Source organism: Pontimicrobium aquaticum (genome assembly GCF_005047595.1).
In the GTDB taxonomy this organism is placed as follows: domain Bacteria; phylum Bacteroidota; class Bacteroidia; order Flavobacteriales; family Flavobacteriaceae; genus Pontimicrobium; species Pontimicrobium aquaticum.
The window spans coordinates 1-23678 of the sequence record NZ_SUPL01000008.1 but is presented as its reverse complement, the minus strand read 5'-3'; the positions used below and the strand labels follow the sequence as shown (position 1 = coordinate 23678).

Sequence of the window (23678 nt, the reverse complement as noted above, 5' to 3'; positions counted from 1 at the left end):
TTTAAACCAACCAACCACATGAAAACTTTAAAACTCATCGCCCTGAGTTTTTTGCTATTACCTATACATACTGAAGCCCAAAGAAGTAAGAAAAAAGAAAAAGAACCTACAGAATTTGTTAATGACAAAGAATTTCATCATTTAAAATGGCGAAATATTGGACCCTTTCGCGGTGGGCGAAGCGTTACCTCTACAGGAGTCGTAGGTCAACCAAACACCTATTATATGGGAACTACAGGCGGAGGCATCTGGAAAACTATTGATGGTGGTATAACATGGCTCAATGTGTCTGATGGTTTTTTAAAAACTGGAACTGTTGGAGCAATTGCTGTGTCTGAGAGCGACCCAAACGTAGTTGTTGCTGGAATGGGTGAACATGCCGCAAGAGGCGTAATGACCTCAATGGGAGATGGTGTTTACAAGTCAACAGATGCTGGAAAAACATGGACGCATATTGGATTAGACAATTCCAGACATATTTCTGATGTCATTATACATCCAACAAATCCAGATGTTATTTATATCACTGCCCAAGGTGCACAATATGGTCCTTCAACAGAGCGAGGTGTGTATCGCACCACAGATGGCGGAAATAATTGGGAACGCATTCTTTATGTAAATGAAACTACTGGAGCATCATCCCTATCTATGGATATGACTAATCCACGAATTCTTTATGCTGCTATGTGGCAACATCGTCGCTATCCTTGGACGATGGAATCTGGTGGAAAAGATTCTGGGTTATATAAGTCGACTGATGGAGGAACAACATGGAATAAAATGAAAGCAGGCTTACCAGAAGATTTTGGTAAATCTGGAATTTCGGTATCTCGTGCAAATCCTGAAAAAGTTTTTGCAGTCATTGAAGCCGAAGGAACAAAAGCTGGTGTGTATCGTTCAGATAATGCTGGTAAATCTTGGAAACAAGTAAATTCAGATCGTGTTACAATTACGCGTTCTTGGTATTATATGGAGATTTTTGCCGACCCTCAAAATGAAAATGTAGTGTATGTATTAAACGCGCCTGTATTAAAATCTATTGATGGCGGAAAAAGTTTTAGTAATATTTCTGTGCCTCATGGTGATAATCACCATTTATGGATAAATCCAAATGACAATAACAATATGATTAACTCTAACGATGGAGGCGCAAACATATCGTTTAATGGAGGAAAAAGCTGGAGCACACAAGAAAACCAACCAACAGCACAATTCTATCGTGTCATTACAGATAACCTTGTGCCTTATAATGTATATGGTGGGCAGCAGGACAATTCAGCAATCTCTATTAAAAGCCGCACTAATGATGGAGGTATTGATTGGAAAGATTGGCATTCTGTAGCTGGTTGTGAGAGCGCTTTTTTAGCATTCGACCCTGATAATCCTGAACATGTGTATGGTGGCTGTTATCAAGGAATTATTGAACGTTTTGTAACCTCAGCAAACACCTCAAAACCAATCAAAGAATATCCTGAATTAGGCTTAAGTATTCAACCTAAAGATTTTAAATATCGTTATAATTGGAATGCACCAATCATTAGCTCTCCTCATGATAGAAGCACTATATACCATGCAGGAAATGTGGTTTTTAAAACCCAAGATGGTGGTAATAGTTGGAACGTGGTAAGCCCAGATTTAACTAAAAACGAAAAAGACAAACAAGGTCCTGGTGGCGGACCATACACCAATGAAGCGGCTGGTGGTGAAAACTATAATACCTTAATGTCGTTAGTTGAATCTCCACACGAACAAGGTGTTTTATATGCTGGAAGCGATGATGGCCTACTTCACATTACAAAAGATGGAGGACAGAACTGGACAAATATCACACCTAAAGGCATTTCTGATGGCATTATTAATAGCATTGAAGTGTCTCCTCACAATCCTGCTACTGCTTACATAGTGGTTATGAGATATAAGTCTATGGACTTAAAGCCTTATGTCTTTAAAACAAATAATTACGGACAATCATGGACAAAAATTGTAAATGGATTTAACGACCCTCATGGATTCGTCCGCGTAGTTAGAGAAGACAAAAAAAGAAGAGGTTTATTATACGCTGGCACTGAAACTGGACTTTATATTTCACTAGATGATGGCGCTAATTGGCAACAATATCAATTAAATTTACCAATAGTAGCCATTAATGATTTAGTCATTCAGGATAATGATTTGGTAGTAGCAACTGCTGGACGTTCTTTCTGGATTTTAGATGATTTAGGAGCTATTCAAAACATCAAAAAAGGCAATAACTCAGCTATTCAAGTTTTTAAACCAAAAGACACTTATCGCATATTTGGAGGAAGCACAAGTCGATTTGTTCCTGGTGTGGGACAAAACCCAAAAAGTGGTGTCACGTTTGATTATTTTTTAGCTAAAGATATTGATACACTAGAATTGAAACTTGAAGTTCTTGAAGCTGGAAAAGTAATAAGAACTATATCTAGTAAGAAGGACAAAGAGTTCAAATCTTGGGAAGGTGGCCCTTCTGCTCCACAAATGTTGCCTGCTAAAAAAGGTTACAATCGTTTTACATGGAATTTTCAAAGAGAACAACTACCAGGCGTTGAGAACGTTTTTGTGCATGGTGGTTATTCAGGTTCTAATGTAGCACCTGGAAATTATACGTTACGATTAACTCTTGAAAATGGAGGTCAATCTGAAACTGAAGTGACCATTTTACCAAATCCAAATGTAAAATCTAACCCTGCAGATTTTAAAGAGCAACAAACTGTTTTATTGGAAATTGAAAACACCATTAGAGACATTCATGAATCTGTAAATAACATGCGTTCTGCGAAATCGCAACTTAAAATTTATGCAAAACTTTTAAAAGATAACGATACAGCAAAAGACTTACTAGATAAAGGTAAAACCCTTGTCGAACGTATTACCACTTGGGAAGAAAACTTAATTCAACCTAAGCAAAAAACGTTTCAAGATGTTATCAATTTCAATAATAAATTAAATTCTCAATTAATGCATTTAAAAGGGTTTATAGATGTTGACGAACCTAAGGTAACGCAAGGTTCCAAAGAAAGACTAAACGATTTAATGAAACAATGGAACACTTTTAAAGAAGAGCGTGATGCTATAATAAATACTGAAATGGCAATATATAACAAACAGTTTAAAGACTTAAACTTGCCTGCCATTATCATTAAAAATTAATTTCTACACTAATCAAATTAAAATAACTAAAAAACAAACATCATGCAAAAACTAACTGTTCTATACAAACATCCGGCGGATCCTAAAGCTTTTGAAAAGTACTACAAAGAAAAACACTTACCACTTGCTGCAACCATGAAAGGAGTATCTAAAATTGAAATAACTAAATTACAAGGAACTCCAGATGGTCAAAAAGCCGATTATTATCGAATGGCTGAACTGTATTTTACAAGCCCTGAACAAATGCAAGAAACTATGGCTTCTCCCGAAGGACGGGCCACCGTTAACGATCTATCCAACTTTGCTACTGGAGGTGTAAATGTAATTGTTGGGTTTATTGAAAACGATATTTAAATATTATAAATAACTAATAAGAATTACCATGAAGCATTTAATAAAAGTTTTCATCCTATTATTTACTATATCATGTTTTGCTCAAGGCACTAGACTTTTACGTCAACCAGATATTAACGACTCACAAATTACCTTTACTTATGGAAGCGATGTTTGGATAGCTAATATCAACGGTTCAAACGTAAAAAGGCTAACAAGTACCTCAGCAGTAGAACAGCATCCATATTTTTCACCTGATGGAAAATGGATAGCCTTCACATCAAACCGTTTTGGTACAAATGCTGTTTACGTGGTTTCAGTTGAAGGTGGTGATGCTACAAGATTGACTTGGCATCCAAGTGGAGCACAAGTACGTGGTTGGACCAGTGATGGCAAACATATATTGTATGCTTCTAGTCGAGACACAGCTCCTAGTGGTTTTGATCGTTTATGGACAGTTCCTGTAAATGGTGGTCCTTCAACACTAATTACTAAACAATGGAGTACAAGTGGATCTTATTCAAAAGATGGAAAGCTAATGATTATTGATAGAATGAGTCGCTGGGATGAAGAATGGCGTGCATACAGAGGTGGTCAAAACACTCCATTAGTTATTTTAAATCTCAATAATTCTAAAGAAACTTTACTACCAAATAATAAAACCACTGACATCAAACCTATTTGGATGGGAGATAATATCTACTTCCTTTCAGATAGAGATTTCGTTATGAATATCTGGTCGTTTAACACAAAAACCTCTCAGTTAAAACAAGTAACAACTTTTAAAGGCTCAGATATTAAATCACTTTCAGGTCATAATAATACGCTTGTGTTTGAACGTGATGGTTATTTACATACTTTGGATATTAACTCAAATACAACTAAACAACTTAGCATTAATGTTGTTGGTGATTTTCCTTGGGCTGCAACCAAATGGGAAGATGTTAGTAGATTTGCTAGATCTGTATCATTATCGCCAACAGGAAAGCGAGCTATTATGGAATCTAGAGGTGAAATTTTTACAGTCCCAATTGAAAATGGGGATTCAAGAAATATGACCGAGAGTTCTGGCGTTGCAGACAGAACGCCAATTTGGTCTCCAAAGGGCAATGAAGTAGCATGGTTTTCAGATAAAAGTGGTAAAGGATACGAATTACTAATTGCCAATCAAGATGGTATGTCTGCTCCAAGAAGCATTTCTATAGGAGAGTCAAAATTAGGATGGGAACCTACTTGGTCTCCAGATGGTAAACACATTGCCTTTACTGATGATGATGTTAGAATTAGAGTTGTTAACGTTTCAGAGGGCTCCATAAAAACCATTGATGTTGGTGGTAATAATCTAGAGCGTGGTCGCTTAGGTTTAAGTTGGTCTCCAGATTCAAAATGGTTAGCTTATTCAAAAGCAGGTTCAAATAATTTTAGACAAGTGACCCTTTGGTCTTTAGATTCAGGAAAAACACAATCCATTACAAATCCTTTTGCCGATGCATTTGCACCAGCTTGGGATGCCGACCAAGAACATCTTTATTTCTTAGCAAGTACTGATGTTGCACTAAGTTCAGGTTGGGCAAATACAAGTGCTATGACGGCAAATCCTGAATATGCTGCTTATGTAATTAATTTGCAAAGCGATGATGCTTCACCTTTTAAACCAAAGAGTGATGAAGAAGAATCCGAAAAGAAAGAAGAAAAGAAAGAAGATGGCAAGGCTAAATCTGATGAGAAAAAAGAAGATACAACAATAAAAATTGACTTTGATAATATTGAAAGGCGCACCTTAGCTTTGGACATTCCAGTCAGAAATTATTCTAATATTATAGCTGGTCCAAAAGGTACAGCATTTATAATGGAACGTATTCCTAACAGTAGAGGTTTAACAGTTCAAAAATATAAGCTTGATGATAATAAAGCTGAAGAATTTATGTCTGGTGTTGGACAATTTACTATGTCATCAGATAGAAAAAAGATTTTAGCACAAGTTATGGGAGGATGGCAAATTGTAGATGCATCTGCTCCGAAAGGCAAAGGAGAAAACGTAAAAGTTGATCTTCAAATGAAGTTAGATAAATCTGCTGAATGGAAACAAATGTTTGAAGAAGCTTGGCGCTATGAGCGTGATTATTTTTACGATCCAAATATGCATGGACGTGATTGGAACGAAGTTTACAAACGTTATGCACCTCTTGTAGCATACGTTAAACATAGAGCAGATTTAACCTATATTTTAGATCAATTAAATGGTGAGTTGTCTGTTGGTCACAGCTTTGTGTTTGGTGGTGATTATCCAGATGTTGACACCTCTAAAGTTGGACTTTTAGGAGCTGATTTAGAAGCAAAAAGTAACCGTTGGCAAATCACGCGCATTTATACTACCGAGAGTTGGAATCCAGGATTAAGCAGCCCATTAGACCAACCAGGTTTAAACATAAAAGAAGGACATTACATTGTTGGTATTAATGGACAACCTTTAACAGCAAACGATAATCCATTTCAGTTGTTAGATGGTACTTTAGATAAACAAACCACTTTACACATTAATGACAAACCAGAATTTAATGGTGCATGGAAAGAAATTGTAGAGCCTATTCGAAGTGAAAATGGATTGAGACAACGTGCTTGGGTTGAGGACAACAGACGATTGGTAGATAAACTTTCAAATGGGCGTTTAGCTTACGTTTGGGTGCCAAATACAAGTGGAGCAGGGTTTGTGTCTTTCAATCGTTATTTCTTTGCTCAACAAGATAAAGAAGGAGCAGTTATTGACGAGCGCTTTAATGGTGGTGGTTTATTAGATGATTACATGGTAGATTTAATGACTAGAACGCTAAGAGCTGGGTTGACTAATGAAGTTCCTAATGGGAAAGCAATGCAACTTCCAGCAGGAATTTTAGGCCCTAAAGCACTGCTTATTAATGAACTTTCGGGTTCGGGTGGCGACTTTTTCCCTTGGGTATTTAGACAACAAAACGCTGGCCTATTAATTGGATCAACAACTTGGGGAGGATTGGTAAAATCGTCAGTGCATTATAGTTTAATAGATGGAGGTGCTTTAACAGCTCCTGACAACGCTGTTTTTGACCCAATAAATAACAAATGGGTCGCTGAAAATGAAGGTGTAGCTCCCGATATTGCTGTAAGACAAGATGCTGTGGCATTATCAAAAGGCAAAGATCCTCAATTAGAACGTGCCGTAAAAGAAGTTCTTGACATGCTTAACAAACAAGGCAGCAAAAAAGTAGTACCTCCGTCATTCTCTAAACCAGCGAAATCCAATAATTAGAAATCAATACCTAAAAAAATGAAAAAATATATCACTTCAATACTTTTAATATGTTTGCTCTGCTTTGTAACAAATGCACAAACAGATAAAAAAGCAGAACCAAGTAAATGGACACCAGAAGATATTATTAACCGTGAATCCATGGGTTCAGTATCTTTTTCGCCAAACAACAATATGGTGGTTTGGACCAAGCGTAAGCCTGTAAAAGATAAAGATCAGTTTATCTCTGATATTTATTTGACACGCTTAGATATGAAGAAAGATGATGCTTTTAGGACTATTCAACTTACTAACGGAGATGATAGTGATTCCAGTCCGATATTCTCAAAAGACGGTGAACATATTTATTTTTTGTCCTCAAGAGATAAAGGTAACAAGCTTTGGAGCTTAAGCATTTATGGTGGAGAAGCGAAAAAAGTAAAGGAGTTTAAAAATGGTATTTCCAATTTACAATGGCAAAACGAAAACACCTTGTTGTTTCAATCGCATGATGGAAAAACACTCTATGAACAAAAGTTTGAAGAAGAAAAAGATAATGTTATTGTCGTTGAAGATTCTTTGAACTGGAGACCAAACCACGTGTATGCATTTAATATCAAAGACAAGTCAACAAAGCGACTCACCAATAACGAAAAACCTTTAAGTGGCTATCAAATTTCAAAAGATGGAAAGTGGTTGTTTTATAGTATGCAGCGTAGTAGAAGTTATGCTGCTGATGCACAACAAGACCCATTTCATTACTTAAAAAACCTTGACTCTGGAAAAGTAATTAAGATTAAACATAATCTTGGTCAACCAATGGGAAACATTCAATTTACAGACAACAACAAAGGGTTTTATTTTACGTCAACCTATGCATCTGACCCTGAATGGAATGGCGCAGGTGTGAGTGAACTTTATTATTATACCTTAGCTACACATACCTATAAAAAAGTAGATTTAAAGTGGGATTTAGGTATTGGTCGAGGGTTTAATGTTGTTGAAAATGATGCCATTGTTACCCTAGCTAATAAAGCCTATATAAGATTAGCTTACTATAAGAAAAACAGTAACTCCTGGAGTAAATCTAACATTGATTTAGATGAAAAAAATGACCACACATCTATTATCACAATTTCTGATGATGGCAAAAAAGTAATCTACACCTACTCTACTGCTTCACGTTTACCAACCTTTCATGTCGCTGATTTGAATGGTAATAAATTCTCTAATCAACAAGAACTTGTAAAACTCAACAAAAATCTTTCAAAAAAAATACTAGCAAAATCTGAAGTGATAGTTTGGAAAGGTTATAACAATGAAGAAGTTACAGGAATACTAATTTATCCAGAAAACTATCAAGAAGGCAAACGTTATCCATTAATGTTATCTATTCATGGCGGTCCAGCAGGAGCAGATTTGGATTTGTTTAGTGATCGCTGGAGTACTTATCCACAATTACTATCACAAAAAGGTATGTTTATTTTAAAGCCAAATTATCATGGGTCATCAAATCACGGATTATCATTTGTAGAAAGCATCAAGGGTAACTATTATGAACCAGAAATGGAAGACATTATAAAAGCGATTGATGTGCTTGATAAAGAAGGTAAAATTGACAAAAACCAAATGGGAACCATGGGTTGGTCTAATGGAGCCATTATTACAACCATGCTTACTGTTCGATATCCAAACATGTTTAAAGTGGCTGCTCCAGGAGCTGGTGATGTCAATTGGACCTCAGATTACGGTACCTGTCGTTTTGGTGTAAGTTTTGACCAAACCTATTTTGGTGGAGCTCCTTGGGATGATACCAACGGAAAATTCTACAATGAAAACTATATTATTAAGTCACCTTTATTCGAAATTGAAAAAATAAAAACACCAACCATTATTTTTCATGGTAGCGAAGATCGTGCAGTACCACGTGATCAAGGTTGGGAATACTTTAGAGGCCTACAACAATCTGGAAATACGCCTGTGAGGTTTTTATGGTTTCCTGGTCAACCACATGGTTTAGGAAAAATCACGCATCAATTACGTAAAATGAAGGAGGAAATTCAGTGGATTGACTCATATTTATTCAACAAACTAGCTACTGAAAATAAAGCTTTTAAAGAAGATAGCCCTTTAGCAGAACTATTAAAAATTCAGGAAGCTAAAAGTGTTGATGGTTTCTTTGGTGAAATTAAAAATGGTATTTTGATACCAGAAACTTTACTCATTAAGAAAGACTCTACATCTATTGGTCGTTTTGAAGTCACTAACGCACAGTTTAAAGCCTTTAAACCAAGTTTTAACTACGAAGCAGGAATAGACAATTATCCTGCTGAAGTAAGTATGCAAGATGCTAAAGATTATGTGAAATGGTTATCAGACAAAACTGGAGAAACCTACAGATTACCTAATACGAAAGAGGCTAAAAGCTTGCATAAACAAGCTCATAAAATTGGAGCTAAAGAACTTACCTTAAATTATTGGGCTGGTTACGATATTACAAAAGCCGAAGTCCCAATATTAAATGAGAAACTCAGTAAAGAGTTAAAAACTATTCTTTATAAAAAAGTAGGTAAAAAGAAACCAACTAAGGTTGGTGATGCTATTGTTTATGATTTAGGAGGAAACATTGCTGAATATTATGAAAATGGTATTTATGGTTATAGTGCTTATGACTTTTACGATGCTAATGATGACAGTATGATTACGAGTAAACATGTTGGTATAAGAGTGATTAAAGAATAAATATGTATATTTAAATTCAAAAAATACCCTCGATCTATTTTTAGACACTTAATTGACTTCAATAACCAACCAAATGAAGTTAAAACAATCGTTTCTAATTGCCCTAACATTAATAATAATAGCTTTAACATCTTGGGAGCTTTATTGGCGTTCCCAAGGGAAGTACCCAAACCTAAACGACGACAAAGCACTTTGGGCAATGCACAGGGCAAATGTTGAAACAGCTTCCAAAGATGATGTGATTATATTTGGATCTTCAAGAGCTTATTTTGACATTCAGATTGACGAATGGGAGAAAGCTACTGGAAAAAAACCTATTCAATTAGCATCACCAGGCTCTTCTCCTCTACCGTCTTTTCATGATTTGGTTAATAATACCAGTTTTAATGGTACAGTAATCCTTGGAGTAACACCTGGATTGTTCTTTTCAACAACTTATCCTGGTGCTGACCCTTGGAGTAGAATACAAACAAAAGTCGATCATTTTTACAACAGAACATATGCTGATCGATCAAACTTTTGGTTATCAATACCATTACAAACCAATTTAGTGCTTATGTCTGCCGATGAAGAATTATGGTCAGATGATATTGACCTAAAATCTCTTTTGCGACGAGTAAAAATAGGAGACAGAACTGGCAACCCTCAAATGCCTCCATTTTATTCCTTTGGAGATGTTAGATTAGATAGAAACATGTCTATGACCAAAAGAACAGTTCAAGACACAGCTTTTGCCAATAGTATTATAAAGGTCTGGAGCTATTTGGGTAAAAGTGCTCCACCTCCTGATAAGAAAAGTACTATGGCTTTCTTTTTAGAAGATCTTAAGAAATTTAAAGAACGAAATGGAAAGCTCATATTATTGAGGTGTCCCTCAAGTGGTGGTAATCGCATGGGTGAAAATATGGTGTTTCCTAGAGTCGATTTTTGGGATGACCTAGTTGAACAAAGCGATGTCCCATCTTATCATTTTGAAGATTATGATCAATTAAAAGATTTGACATGTCCTGAAGAATCACATTTAAGCAAAGAAGATGCCGAATACTTCACGCGAGAGTTGGCAAAAATTATTATAGAAGATGGAATAATTATTAACTCTAAAACCAAATAATTATGTTATTCAATTCATTAAGTTTCGTAGTGTTTTTGGTTATAGTTTTAGCACTTTATTATTCAAAACTATTTAATTGGACAAACAAAAAACGTATGCTATTATTAGCGAGCTATTTGTTTTATGCAATGTGGAACCCTCCTTTAATTCTATTATTATGGATTTCGACAGTAGTTGATTGGTCAGCTGGAAAAAGACTTGCAATAGAAGAAAATCAAAGAAAGCGCAAGTTATGGCTTTTGTTAAGCATGTCTATTAATCTTGGTTTTTTAGCATTTTTTAAATATGGTGATTTCTTACTAGAAAATTTCGTATCAATAGCAAATTCTATTGGGTTGAATTTTGAAGCTAAACCAATGGGAATTTTACTACCAATGGGAATTTCGTTCTATACATTCCAAACAATGTCCTATACCATTGATATGTATCACAAGAAAACTGAACGAGCTAGGACATTTTTAGATTTCGCTCTTTATGTTACATTTTTTCCGCAATTAGTTGCAGGACCAATTGTAAGAGCCAAAGAATTGATTACCCAGTTTTATGAACCAAAAACAGCAACAACTAATCAGTTTTTATGGGGATTATTTTTATTAACACTTGGCTTGTTTCAAAAGGTGGTAATGGCTGATAGTTTGTTAGCTGACACAAGTGACACTGTATTTGACTCAGGGCAACTAATTCATGGTATTGATGCTTGGGTTGGAACCCTTGCTTTTTCAGGACAAATCTTTTTTGATTTTGCTGGCTATTCAACCTGTGCTATTGGTATCGCTTTAATGCTAGGCATCATATTGCCAGACAACTTCAGGTACCCTTATGCCTCTTTAGGTTTTTCTGATCTTTGGAAAAGATGGCACATTACACTATCGTCATGGTTAAGAGACTATTTATATATTCCTTTAGGAGGAAACAGACATGGTATCACAAGAATGTATGTTGCTTTAATGGTTACTATGCTTTTAGGTGGTTTATGGCATGGTGCAGCTTGGACATTTGTTGTTTGGGGTGGTTTACATGGAACTTACTTAATTCTAGAGCGTTTACAACGAAAACATTTACCTTTTGAGATAACCAAATGGAACGGAATATTCTTAGCTTTTATTACATTTTCATGCGTAAATATTACCTGGACCTTTTTTAGAGCACCAGATTTTCCAAAAGCTTGGAACATGATAAAATCTATGTTTTATATGCAAACTGATGGTGTCAAAATTCTAGAAACCTTTGACATTATTAAAGTATGTACGGTTGTTGGTATCTTATTTTTATGCCATTGGCTTATGAGAAATACATCGGTTAAAGAAGTAGCTCAAAAAACTTCACCCGTTTTTCTTGGCATTGTTTGGGCTATAATGATTTTTATATTATGTATCGCACAAGGAAGTGGCGAACAATTTATATACTTCCAGTTTTAAATATGATTAAATTCTTCCGTAAAATTCGCCAAAACATGATAAAAGAAAACAGAGTAAACAAATACCTACTTTACGCCATTGGCGAAATTATTCTGGTGGTTATTGGCATCCTTATAGCTTTACAAATCAACAACAATAACGAGGCAAATAAAGAAAGAATTAAAGAGCTACATTATCTTAAAAACATTAAGAATGACTTACTTCTTAATATAACTAATATAAATACGTTTATTGATACTCGAAATAGTCAAATTAAATCGGCTAACACTATATTAGAATATTATGAGGGCAAACCATTAACAGTCCTTAGTGACTTTAGCAATAACTGTGTAAATGTATACACCTGGAAAAAATTCTATCAAATTAATAACACCTTTTTAGAGCTAACCAACTCTGGCAACCTAGCTTTAATTTCAAACGATTCCATTAAAAACAGCTTACTCAATTTAGATGCACTTTATAAAGAATTGAAGGGTGAAGAAGAACATTTTCGCTTTGATTCTGAATTACTCCTTTATGAGCCCTCTTTTAGAATGATTGACTTAAATCCGGTTACAAAAAAGTTTACTTATGACGTTAGCAATGGTGAAGCTGGTGAAAATACTACCTTACCAAGAGCTAATTTTGAGGATATTTTAAAAAGCATCAAACACAAAAACGGTTTTGTTATGGCTGTGTATGAGTTTACGGTTATGAATGGTCAATTAGATGGAATGAAAACACTATCAGAAAAACTTATTAGTTTAATTGACAATGAACTTACTAAACAATAAATACATTATCTCAAACATAAAAACAAAATCCGTAATTTGATACTTAAATAAAATGCAATGAACGGATTTGACATCGTTATGGTTATTGCCATCATACTCTTTGCAAGATTAGGCATGCGCTTAGTAACAGGTTATATTAAACTACGTAAAGAAAATAAAGAAGATAACAACGAGGAATAACTATATGAAAACATGATGAAACTTTAAAAATTTAACCATAATTAGAAAACTTTACAAAAAATTAATGTACTAAAAAGCCAAAAGCTAATTTATTAACATTATCTTTGTACAAATTATTAATTATTTATAGTGAATACAGGAACAGTAAAATTCTTCAATGATACCAAAGGTTTTGGTTTCATTACAGAAGAAGGTTCAGGCACAGAGTACTTTGTACACATCTCAGGATTAATCGATGAGGTTAACCAAGGAGATAATGTGGAATTTGAACTAAAAGAAGGTAAAAAAGGAATGAACGCGGTAAACGTTAAAGTTATCTAATAAATTCTCAATTTTTTATTACAAAAGCCTATCAAATTTTGATAGGCTTTTTTGTTCAAAACGATTAACTATTACTCCTGATCAACATAATCCTGAAGGTATTTAAATCGTTCTGTTAACTTTCCTCTTTCAGTAATTTTTGCTCGCTTTAAAATACCTCTTTCATCATTATTAAAAAATGCAGAGAGCACATGTTCTAAAAACATATCTCCAAAGCCTTCACTGGCATTCTTTGGCAATTCACATGGTAAATTATCTACAGCCATGACCGTTATGGCATTCTTTGCGTTAAAAGCTACTTCACTTTCAGTTTGCGGATCGTAGCCATAAAAAGGGTCTGCTATAGTAGATGCCCTTAAAGTAGAGGCTACAGGTCCATCTACATCACATGAGATATCTGCCACTAAATTGATATTAAAATCTGGATGCCTAGCATCATCCCTTGTAAATAAATAAGGTGCATTATTACCATAAAAATGACCTGCTATAAAAACATCCGTTTCTTTGGCATAAGGCATAAAATTACTTTCATAATCTGAAGGATCTTTGTAAAATTCGTATTTGTCACCAACTTTACCATCTTTACGTTTGGCATACTCCATAACATCTGCCATAACGTAAACAGGTTCAGTTAATTTAGAAGTTAAATACAAGGCATCACTAATTTCTTTAATCTTTAAATGATCTAGAATTTCTTTTGCGCCTTGAGCTACTTTGCCTGTTCCAGTTAGTAGTATTTTAATATTTGGTAACGTTATTTTGTCTAATTCTGCTTTGACCTCATCTAGGTCTGCAAGGGTTTCTACTTTTGGCAAATCAAACAAGTTATCTCTCAACCCTAAAGCTCTAAAACCATTGTAAGCGCCGACCAATCCTGCATAACGACCAAAACCAATAAGGCGTGCTCCGTTTTTCTTTATAATGGTTTCATGATCATACATCTCAATATTTTTGCTAAGCATAGCTTGAAGCAACTTACGATTATAAGGTTGTTTTTTTATAGTATGCGAAAAGTAGAAGTACTTTTTATTCGGAATTAGATTCTCAATTGGCACTTCTTTTACACCAATCATGACATCACAATCTGACACATCGTCTGTAACTTCAAAACCCAAAGCTTTATAAGCTTCATCAGGAAAAATGCGAATATCACTAGATTCTACAATAAACTCAGCTTGTGGAAACTGTTCTCTTGCTTCAGCGAGCTTTTCTGGAGACAAAACAACACGTCTATCTGGTGGATTTTTACGCTCTTTTATGATTGCAAACTTCATAAACTAAATTGGTATAAATTTTGCACGAAAATAAGAGGATTTACGCTGTTGCACAACTTTTTTTGTAACTTCGCAACTCTTTCCTATTTTGGAAAAGTAATTAATATTGGGGTCGACTGGTTTTGACAGCGAGATTAATGAAACAGTAAGCACGTCGTGTAATGACTTTGAAACACGTTAAAGGCTAGGTCAAACTTTTAAACGGCGAGAATAACTACGCTTTAGCTGCTTAATAACTGAATTATAGTAAGTTTCAAGCCACGGCACACAAGGTGTGCAAGCTAAATGTCTCCAGAAAGCCTTAGTTAATGGCGTTCTTAATAGAGGCATCGTAAATATTAACTAAGATGGTGTAATGCTTTAGTACACTTTCGAGATTTAAAAGCTAAGTTGTAAGTAGGTGGTCTGTTACCAGCTTGCAGACTAAAACCCAAGAATAGACTAAACGTGTAGAAAGCTCTTTGGTTACTTGTTTGGACCCGAGTTCGATTCTCGGCGACTCCACTTTTTGAGTATCATCTCAATACGAAAACCCTGTAAATATTTGATTTACAGGGTTTTTAATTTTAAATACCATCATTTTGCATTATAAAAAGTCAAACAAAAAGGGGCTAATTCGGTGTCAGTTGAACACATCTTTTAAGTGACACCGAATCGCAATCTTAGGTGCCACGTTAGTTCCTGGAGGGACCAACTGTCCAACACAAGGATCCATAACATGTAAATATAACGGATTCGATGTGTTTGACGATCAAGGATTGAGTATCCCGTTGTTCGAAAGACAATAAACAATTGGCTGGACAATGCAAAAAGGTGTCTTAATAAAAGACACCTTTTCCTGACTAATTCAAAAAATAAAATTAAAAACATAGGCAAGCAATATTCAACAGCTTCCTATTTTTTTGAGTTCGTCCAAATGAGTTGGACACTCCCGAATCCTTAATACTTACAACACCTTCTTTAATTTATTAAGACATAATTTCCAATGCCCTACAGATACTTCGCCTTTGTTTTTTTTCAGTTTCTTTTCAATATTCTTTTTTAAAGACATTAATTGACTCATAAAAATTCCTCTAGAATAATCAGTGTAGGTATGCATTTTTTTATTAGAGTTAAAATTCACTCGATCCTCTGAAATAATCCAAATCAACTTATCGATATAAGTACTTTGAATTTCCTGTTTTCTTGGATCTACAACTATCACCTTATCATATAATTCTTTAAATAACCCTAGTTGAAATCGTGATATATACTTTTTTGAGACACCTTCATATCCCTTCGTTTTTTCCATTTGCTCAAACCTTTTCATCCTTTGTGACCTTAATAGTTCCAACAATAGCTTTTGTTGATATTCCAATATCTTATCAGGATAGGTTGAGTAATTAATTTTTGAGGCAAACTCTGGATTCACCAACCATTTTGGAGGACTAAACGCACTCGAAATCAAAAAATCGATTGCTTCTTCTTGAAGCTCTAGAGCAATTGGAGTATATATACTTCCACCTTGACTTATAGACTTATGGTGTATATCATATCCCCCTATAAGCGAAACAACATGTCTCATATGATGATACCATAGATCTAAGGATTCTTCATAAAGCCGTTCCAATCTCGCATTGTCCTTTTGGTCTGCGTTGACTTTGGGAAGAAGTTCAATTACACGTTTTAAATTCTTTAATGCCATTTTGGTACTTTTTACTGGGTCATTATCCTCGACGACCTCATTTGTGGATGCCGGCCCAATTATTTCGTTTTGACTACTATTGTATCTATACCATGTAATGGAATCTTGCAATCTTATAATTCTTTCTAATTCAATTTCCTTCTCATGAGATGAGCTTACATTTGGAAATGATGTATAGGCCCATTGAATGTTATAAAAATCTGTTGGACCAACTTTTTGTATTAATAATGATGGAGGAATACTATCCTCCGGTTGGACTATGTTATTATGCCTAGCATAGGTCATTATACTCGGGGTATGCCCCATATTTTCCAACCATGCTTTGTCTCTCATTTTTTCAAAAGGATAACTGTACTCTCCATAGTTGTTATCCATTATACCAAAGGCGTGACCAGCTTCATGAGCCACCAAAGACTGGATTAATTCCCCCATTAGATCATCTGGAAACGGGTATTCAAGAGCACGTTTATCCAATGGAGCACATCTAATAAAGTAACCGTCTGCAAGGCTTTGATAAGAAGTGCGAATCAGTATATCCGATTTCAAAATTTCACCTGATCTAAGGTCAACTAATTCAGAAATAGTGGAAGCTTTATTACTTTCTGAACCTCTAACATTTCGATTATTTCCCCATCGTACAATTGAGTTATTTAAACTGTGATTATCCCAATTATTTAATGTCTCAACTTCTTTGACAACTAATGCATTTTTAAAACCTGCCGATTCAAATGCTGGCAACCACTCTTCTATACCCAACTTAACATAGGGTCTCCATTTTTTCGGAATTTTAGGGGAAATAACAAAAGTTATGGGATTAATTGGTACGCTAACGTCCTTGTTTTTATACTTTTTCTCTAACCTCCATCTAGTTATACTTGCTATACTATTTTTGGTATCATAACTAATGCTACTTTTTTCTTCGTTAAAAAAACCCATACGATAATCAAATCGCCTAGCCTCCATTACTGGGGGCAAAGCATAAAAACCAAAATATACAGGCACTGACACCTTAGAATTATTCCTAACCAAACCTCTATTCGATTTAATAATAACCTCGTTGTTCAAGTTCTTTACATCTTGAATAAAAGACAGTTTCGGCACTATGATCTCACTAAAACTAGGAGTCCACTGTATCTCTTCTTTCAAAATTAAATTTGTAATGTTTATACAGTTACTTTTCCAACTATTGCTTTTTTTGTCTATCGGAAATACAGCCAGTATATTTTCTTGAAGAGATGGACTGTTCTCCAAAGGAATTATTGTCCCCGCTTTTGATTGTATCCTTGGGACTTTTAACAAGATTTTATCTTTAGATAACGACCAAACAACCTGTAAATATTTATAATCAAAACTTTGATCATGTCTCACAAACATCATTGGTTTTTCTAAAATCTGATCCGGTATATTCAAAAAGAGCTGATCATCTTTTACAAATGAGGTTAAAAATACTTCCGTTTTGTCTCCCTCATTAAGTGTTGTTTTATTATTAAAGTTCTTAGAAAACCCAAAAGCGTTGATTGTCAAAAACCATATTATCATGAAATTCTTCATAGCATTATTTTTTAAGAAGATTCATTTGTCGACTATTCTCCCAGTTGGGAGAATTAGCCAACACAGTATCTATGTCTATTTAGTAACCGGAATTTTGAGGTAATAAATTGGGATTAATCTCTATTTCGGCCTCAGGAATTGGAAATAACACATCAGTAGATTTCCAATTAGGCTTTACAGAACTTAAAACTGATTCTGCATTATCAGTTCGTTTTAAATCAAACCAGCGATGGCCTTGCTCTGTAAATAATTCTACTCGTCGTTCCTGTAAAATTGCGTCCAACAAATCGCTAGTTGTGTTAGCCAATGTATTTGACAAACCTGCCCGATTCCTTATAGTATTTAGGTCCTGTTGAGCGCCAACAATATTACCGAGCTTCGCTCTTGCTTCGGCACGTATTAAATATTGTTCGGCTAATCGAAAAACAATGGAATATTCCTTTGGCTCCATTTCAGCTAAAGTTGCTTTGTATTTATGAGCAAAGTGCAAGGTAATGGTACCATCTGTACTAGTTGTACTGCTCGTCCAATTTTCTAAACGTAAATCTCCAGGTTCAAAAGCAGCTAACAATTCATTTGTTAAAGCATATTGTTGTCCTGGTATAAACTGAATAATTAGCTGATTGGCTTCATGAGTATTTCTTGGGTTATCACCTGACTTTAACTGCCATAGTGTTTCACTAGATTCTTTAAGAAAAACATCATTTAAATCTGACTCTAAATTATGGGCGTCTATGAGTTCTGTTGACAGTGACGCTGCCATCTCCCAGTTTTCAGTGTATAAATATATCCTTGCCAATAAGGCTTTCACCGCATATTCATTTGGCAATACTTTTTCACCTATTACATCTGTATTCTCCAAAAGCGTTATAGCATTTCTAAGATCCGATATTATATTATCAAATACAACATTTAGAGGTTCTCGACTTACAGAATTGTTCTCTAAATAATTGGTAGTAGTTATATAGGGAATATCCCCATATAAAGAAACCAATAGACTATGAACATATGCACGAACAAAAAGGGCTTGCCCCTTAAAACGTTCTTTTTCGCCTAGATTTAATGTGTTTGAATTTTCTACTCCATCAATAATATCATTGGCAGCGTATATTAGACTATAAGCATTACTCCACCAACCCATAATATTTGGGTTAGAAGTAGTTACATTATGATGATATAATTCGGATGAATTCTGATCGAAACCATAATAATCTAACTCATCACTATAAATGCCCATTAAGGTAGTTAAACCGAAATTTCCTGAAATCATACCTTGTTCACGCATTTGAAAGTACACATTTGCCAAGGCAGATTCAACCGTTGCAGGGTCATTAAAAACCGTTTCTGAAATCAGTATATTTTTTGGTGGGTCAACTTCTACAAAATCTGAACATGATATTAACCCAATTAACAATAAGCATAGTGATAACCTCATTAATATTTTATTTCTTATTAAAGAAATAGTAAACCATGAGCTTCTTTTATTTTTCGTGTATTCTATATATTTCATAATTTTAAGTATTAAATTAAAACCCTATTTGAAGTCCAAGGGAAATTTGTCGCAACTGTGGTAATCTGGTATTTGAAGGTTGTTCTGGATCTGGACCTTTGTACTTTGTAAAAGTCAACAGGTTTTGTCCTTGCAAATACACATTTATATCAAGCCCCTTGTCTATTGTGGGAACTCTATAATTTAATGATACATTTCTCAGCCTGATAAAGGAAGCATCAGATATAGCTGCATTACTTCTTCTTTGAAGCCCATCAGTGTCTTCACCAAAAGACAATCCTCCAGTGGCCATTTGAATTGGATTTGAGTCTCCAGGTTGTTTCCAACGATCCAGTAATCGTACAGGAGCATTGCCTCTAAATCCTGGAGTTGCACTAAAAGCCAGTTCATTAAATGCTTTTTGTTTTTTGAACTGAAAGAAAAAATCAAAGGTTAAATTTTTATAGCTTAAAGTATTTCCAAGGCCTCCATAAAATTTAGGAGCCAAATCTTCAACCCATTGCCTGTCGTCTGAACTACTAATACTACCATCATTATTATAATCTTCAAACTCATATTTTCCAGTGTCTGGATTTACACCTAGAGCGTTGTAGAGCTTTACTATGGTAGTAGGTTTTCCTATTACAAATCTATTAGCAAATGTGGAATTTTCCAGACCGTCGAATTTCAATAATTTATTTTTTGGTACTGTAATGTTAAATGTTGTAGTCCATTTAAAATTCTTCTTTTTGATATTTACGGTGCGTAAATCCACCTCAAAACCAGTATTCTCGACGGTAGCATCAAAGTTACCCGTTAGTTCAGGAAAGCCAGTTGTCGCAGCCAATGGAATACCAATAAGCTGATTTGAAGAGCGATTTTGGTACCAAGATGTATTCAAGAGCAAGCGATCATTGAAAAACCCAAGCTCTATAGCAGCTTCTAATTTTTTGTTCGCTTCCCAACCGAAGAGAGGATTAAAAATTCCCGTAGGTTCCAATATTGTCGTACCATCATAATCAAACCCTGTGACGTTATAAGTATCAAGAAATTTGTAATCACCAATATTATCACTTCCAGTAGTACCGAAACTACCACGTAGTTTCCCAAAACTCAAAATGGGACTATCGTTAAAAATATTCTCTTCTGAAAAAAGCCAAGCAACTCCAACCGCTCCAAAATTTCCAAACTTTCTATCTGGACCAAATCTGGAGGATCCATCTCTACGCCCAGTAAGATTAAGAATGTATTTGTCGTTCCAATTCAAGTTTACTCGCCCGAAGAATGCTTGATAGCTATACTCGCTATCCATATCATTTATAACTTCTAATGTTTCTGCTGCTGATAGATTAAGAATTAAACTATTATTCGGAAAACCAGTTCCCTTTTGGACAAATTGCTCGGTATTCTCTCTTTGAAACGTTGATCCTAATAATATTTCGAGTTTTGCATTATCCCATTGTTTATTCCAATTCAATTGTGGTTCTAAAATCCAAGATTGTCTTTTAGAGTTGTTTGTAGTTATGGATGAATAATTTTGAGGTGTAAAACCAAGGCTTGGGTTTCTAGCCACACTTGGTAATGTCCTATAGGATTCCAAATCATATGTATTGAAACCTAAATTGGTTTTTATTTCCAGATTTGGAAATACCTTATAGGACACTCCTGCATTAGTAATTAGGGTATTAATTTTTACTTGATAAATTTCTTCAAGGGAAGCCAAAGGGTTATTCCAAGTATTACCCTCCCAGTTTAAATTACCCTCATCATCATATATCCTAGGTGCATTGGGCTCTAGAGTATATGCCAAGTTAGTAAAGTCTGACCTGGGTAATAAATTTTTCTCGTTGGTATAAATTGTGGACAAATTTATTTTAAATCGGTTATCATTGGATTGATGATTTATATTATTATGTACTGACGCCTTTTTATAATTGGCGTCTCCAGGAAATACCGTTGTTTCTTTTTGGTATGTACCACTAATTAAGAACTTCGTTTGGGTACTTCCTCCAGATACCGATAAATGTGCGTTATTACGATACGCTGTTCCTCCAATTAATTCCTTTTGCCAATTGGTGTAGCGTGTATTGTCCCAAGATTTAATATCCGGCCAAATAAAATCGAATGCCGGATTATCCAGAAAGGGACCAAAACCATCATTTGTAATTCCTTCTCTTCGTACTTCCAAATACTGTTCGGTGTTCATCAATTCCAAAAAGTTAGAGACTTGACCAATTGTGCTGCTCAAATTTGCTTTGAATTGGGTTTTACCAACTTTACCCCTTTTGGTCGTAATAAGTACCACACCATTTGCCGCTCTAGCCCCATAAATAGCTGTAGCGTCAGCATCCTTTAATACTTCAATACTTTCAATACTTGCTGGATCTATGGCATTCAAAGGACTTATATTCCCTCCATTTATCTGACCAGAAACATCTACCGATCCCAAGGATTGTGAGCTAAAAGGCACGCCGTCTATAATAAATAAAGGATCGGTTATTCCGTTTATGAAATTTTTACCCCGAATATCGATATTATAACCTCCTCCAGGAACACCTGTATTTTGTACAATATTTACACCTGACATATGTCCCTGCATTGCCGCCATAGGATTAATCACGGGTTGTTTCTCTATAGTAACACCACTAATTTTTGCAATATTACCAGTACGCTCCTTTTCTTTTACAGAATAATATCCCGCATTAAGCGTAACAGCATTGAGTTGAGTGACATCTTCCAGAAGTTGAATATTGAGCTCTCCAATATCATTTACGGTAACAGTTTTACTTATAAAACCAATTGCAGAAAAAACGAGAATATCATCTTTTTGGGCTTTGATTGTAAATTGACCGTCTATATTCGAAACCACACCATGTTTGGTTCCTTGTAAAAATACGTGAACACCAACTATAGGCATTCCTGATGTGTCTGTTATAGTTCCATAAACTTCATTCTGTTGAATGTTGAATTTATTAGAAACATGCAAATCCAAAACATTTTTGGCGTTTAAGGTGTTTGTAAAATATGGGGTAAGTGCAAAACAAAAAGTATAGAATAGGAGACGCCTACCCTTACTTATATAATTATTTTTCATAATTTTGAATTAAGTTGAACATTAATTTGTTTAATCATTACAAGCCTCCTATGAACCGTGCAAAAGTTAATTAGGAGGTTTTGTTGTTTTTTAGTGTTTAATCATAGGCAAGTTTTTATTTTATTAGTTAAAATGTTAATGGTGTGCTCTTTAACCTTAGATGAACTCTGTTATGTTTTAAAGTAGTTATCAACCTATTCAAAACAGAGTCTCTCCAAGGCTAAATTGCACTGTTGTATTAAGCTATTAATACGTCCTTGGTTCGGATACCTAAAAATGATGAATCGTGGATTATGGGATAAAAAGTGAATTGCGTAATCCGAAAATGGTGTGTAACGTCAATCCCATAACAAAAATGCCTATATCGGGCCTTTTGGTTTTTTCTTGAAGAGAATGTCTAACACAGAAACTTCCAACTCGTGAAACTGTTGAATAGGCACTTTAAATTTTGTTCTACAAAATGTGTGTTGCATTCTAATTAAAGTTTAAAACCATGTTTGCTATTCTAAAAAAACGAAAACGATGCTAAGAGAAGTGAAGTTTATGCTAAAATGTATAGACGCAAAAAAGCGTGAAACTCAACTTACCTGTTAGGGGTACTGGTATACCGTGCAACGATAAGAGAGCTCACGCCTAGGTCGTGAGCCAATCTACTTATCATCTCGTTGCAAAAATTACCAGTTTTCTAACAGAGACTCAAAGCGACAGCTTCAAATATTTTTTATACGAAGAATCGCAAATATATGTTATTGGAAGCTAATATAAGAAAAAAATACAAATTGGGGATATATCCCCAAAGAAGTTTTTTGAATAAATATCAACTTGACTTAAAATATTAAGCGATGAATGTTGATGAATTAAATAAATTTTTGGGCACATTCGGCAAAAAGGTAAAAGAGCTGCGGGAGAACAAAAACTATACTCTTGAAGAGATGGATGCTCTATGTGATATCGATCCTAGTGATTTTAGTAAAATAGAAAAAGGTAAAACCAATATCACTTTTAGAACTTTATTAAAAATCTCGCAAGGTTTAAATCTGGAACCAAAAGAATTATTAGATTTTGAGATTGAAATAGATAAACAAAACTAGAAAACTTGTTTTATCCCATCTATTCATCCGTATAAATGTAATAAAAGTTATTATATAACGAGTTGTATGCCATCGGAGTTACTTTTTGACATTCAACTTCGGTTTTCGGAATATCGTATCAGAAAAAATTGTTCGTTTAGATTAAGGATTGACTGGATTTTGTGTATTGTCAACCTATCAGGAA

14 protein-coding genes and 1 other RNA gene are annotated in these 23678 nt (G+C 34.8%); 11 read left to right on the top strand and 4 right to left on the bottom strand.

The genetic code is table 11. The annotated features are described in order from the left end of the window. The first annotated feature begins 18 nt into the window (after positions 1-18). The 9 genes from E5167_RS13455 (at position 19) to E5167_RS13420 (ending at position 13311) form a co-directional block, all read left to right on the top strand. The gene (locus E5167_RS13455) at positions 19-3171 is read left to right on the top strand and encodes a VPS10 domain-containing protein (protein WP_136844684.1); all 3153 of its coding nucleotides are present in this window, start codon (positions 19-21) and stop codon (positions 3169-3171) included. 42 nt (positions 3172-3213) lie between these two features. Continuing rightward, positions 3214-3525 (top strand): EthD family reductase, encoded by a 312-nt coding sequence (locus tag E5167_RS13450; RefSeq protein ID WP_136844683.1) that lies wholly within the window; start codon positions 3214-3216, stop codon positions 3523-3525. Between the two features lie 28 nt (positions 3526-3553). Further along, the gene (locus E5167_RS13445; protein WP_136844682.1) at positions 3554-6787 is read left to right on the top strand and encodes a S41 family peptidase; all 3234 of its coding nucleotides are present in this window, start codon (positions 3554-3556) and stop codon (positions 6785-6787) included. An 18-nt stretch (positions 6788-6805) separates the two neighbouring features. Then, complete coding sequence (locus tag E5167_RS13440) at positions 6806-9508, top strand: S9 family peptidase (RefSeq protein WP_136844681.1); 2703 nt, start codon at positions 6806-6808, stop codon at positions 9506-9508. 73 nt (positions 9509-9581) lie between these two features. Continuing rightward, a complete protein-coding gene (locus E5167_RS13435; protein ID WP_136844680.1) occupies positions 9582-10619 on the top strand; it encodes a hypothetical protein in 1038 nt (345 codons plus the stop codon). A 2-nt stretch (positions 10620-10621) separates the two neighbouring features. Beyond that, positions 10622-12037, top strand: a complete 1416-nt coding sequence (locus tag E5167_RS13430; RefSeq protein ID WP_136844679.1) for an MBOAT family O-acyltransferase — start codon at positions 10622-10624, stop codon at positions 12035-12037. 35 nt (positions 12038-12072) lie between these two features. Further along, positions 12073-12810 (top strand): DUF6090 family protein, encoded by a 738-nt coding sequence (locus tag E5167_RS13425; protein ID WP_136844678.1) that lies wholly within the window; start codon positions 12073-12075, stop codon positions 12808-12810. A 57-nt stretch (positions 12811-12867) separates the two neighbouring features. Next, entirely contained in the window at positions 12868-12990 is a 123-nt protein-coding gene (locus E5167_RS15570) for a hypothetical protein (protein ID WP_262709589.1), read from the top strand. 129 nt (positions 12991-13119) lie between these two features. Further along, complete coding sequence (locus E5167_RS13420; RefSeq protein ID WP_136844677.1) at positions 13120-13311, top strand: cold-shock protein; 192 nt, start codon at positions 13120-13122, stop codon at positions 13309-13311. A 71-nt stretch (positions 13312-13382) separates the two neighbouring features. Here the strand turns inward: E5167_RS13420 and E5167_RS13415 are convergent, their stop codons facing one another. Beyond that, entirely contained in the window at positions 13383-14585 is a 1203-nt protein-coding gene (locus tag E5167_RS13415; protein ID WP_136844676.1) for an NAD(P)-dependent oxidoreductase, read from the bottom strand. A 108-nt stretch (positions 14586-14693) separates the two neighbouring features. Between E5167_RS13415 and ssrA the strand changes: the two genes are divergently transcribed. After that, positions 14694-15092, top strand: a transfer-messenger RNA (tmRNA) gene (gene ssrA / locus E5167_RS13410). A gap of 439 nt (positions 15093-15531) precedes the next feature. Here ssrA and E5167_RS13405 read toward each other — a convergent pair. The 3 genes from E5167_RS13405 to E5167_RS13395 form a co-directional block, all read right to left on the bottom strand. Beyond that, positions 15532-17820, bottom strand: coding sequence for a zinc-dependent metalloprotease (locus E5167_RS13405; protein WP_136844675.1), 2289 nt, complete (start codon positions 17818-17820; stop codon positions 15532-15534). 79 nt (positions 17821-17899) lie between these two features. Further along, positions 17900-19330 (bottom strand): RagB/SusD family nutrient uptake outer membrane protein, encoded by a 1431-nt coding sequence (locus tag E5167_RS13400; protein ID WP_136844674.1) that lies wholly within the window; start codon positions 19328-19330, stop codon positions 17900-17902. 16 nt (positions 19331-19346) lie between these two features. Then, complete coding sequence (locus E5167_RS13395) at positions 19347-22403, bottom strand: SusC/RagA family TonB-linked outer membrane protein (RefSeq protein WP_136844673.1); 3057 nt, start codon at positions 22401-22403, stop codon at positions 19347-19349. Between the two features lie 842 nt (positions 22404-23245). On the opposite strand from E5167_RS13395, the gene E5167_RS13390 reads away from it, so the two are divergent. Then, positions 23246-23494, top strand: coding sequence for a helix-turn-helix domain-containing protein (locus tag E5167_RS13390; protein ID WP_136844672.1), 249 nt, complete (start codon positions 23246-23248; stop codon positions 23492-23494). Positions 23495-23678 lie beyond the last annotated feature (184 nt).

Bases quoted from the DNA above. Each gene is read 5' to 3' on its own strand.
- E5167_RS13430 (WP_136844679.1), top strand. From the start codon at position 10,622: ATGTTATTCAATTCATTAAGTTTCGTAGTGTTTTTGGTTATAGTTTTA.
- E5167_RS13445 (WP_136844682.1), top strand. From the start codon at position 3,554: ATGAAGCATTTAATAAAAGTTTTCATCCTATTATTTACTATATCATGT.
- E5167_RS13415 (WP_136844676.1), bottom strand. From the start codon at position 14,585: ATGAAGTTTGCAATCATAAAAGAGCGTAAAAATCCACCAGATAGACGT.
- E5167_RS13405 (WP_136844675.1), bottom strand. From the start codon at position 17,820: ATGAAGAATTTCATGATAATATGGTTTTTGACAATCAACGCTTTTGGG.
- E5167_RS13395 (WP_136844673.1), bottom strand. From the start codon at position 22,403: ATGAAAAATAATTATATAAGTAAGGGTAGGCGTCTCCTATTCTATACT.
- E5167_RS13440 (WP_136844681.1), top strand. From the start codon at position 6,806: ATGAAAAAATATATCACTTCAATACTTTTAATATGTTTGCTCTGCTTT.
- E5167_RS13435 (WP_136844680.1), top strand. From the start codon at position 9,582: ATGAAGTTAAAACAATCGTTTCTAATTGCCCTAACATTAATAATAATA.
- E5167_RS13450 (WP_136844683.1), top strand. From the start codon at position 3,214: ATGCAAAAACTAACTGTTCTATACAAACATCCGGCGGATCCTAAAGCT.
- E5167_RS13390 (WP_136844672.1), top strand. From the start codon at position 23,246: ATGAATGTTGATGAATTAAATAAATTTTTGGGCACATTCGGCAAAAAG.
- E5167_RS15570 (WP_262709589.1), top strand. From the start codon at position 12,868: ATGAACGGATTTGACATCGTTATGGTTATTGCCATCATACTCTTTGCA.
- E5167_RS13425 (WP_136844678.1), top strand. From the start codon at position 12,073: ATGATAAAAGAAAACAGAGTAAACAAATACCTACTTTACGCCATTGGC.
- E5167_RS13455 (WP_136844684.1), top strand. From the start codon at position 19: ATGAAAACTTTAAAACTCATCGCCCTGAGTTTTTTGCTATTACCTATA.
- E5167_RS13400 (WP_136844674.1), bottom strand. From the start codon at position 19,330: ATGAAATATATAGAATACACGAAAAATAAAAGAAGCTCATGGTTTACT.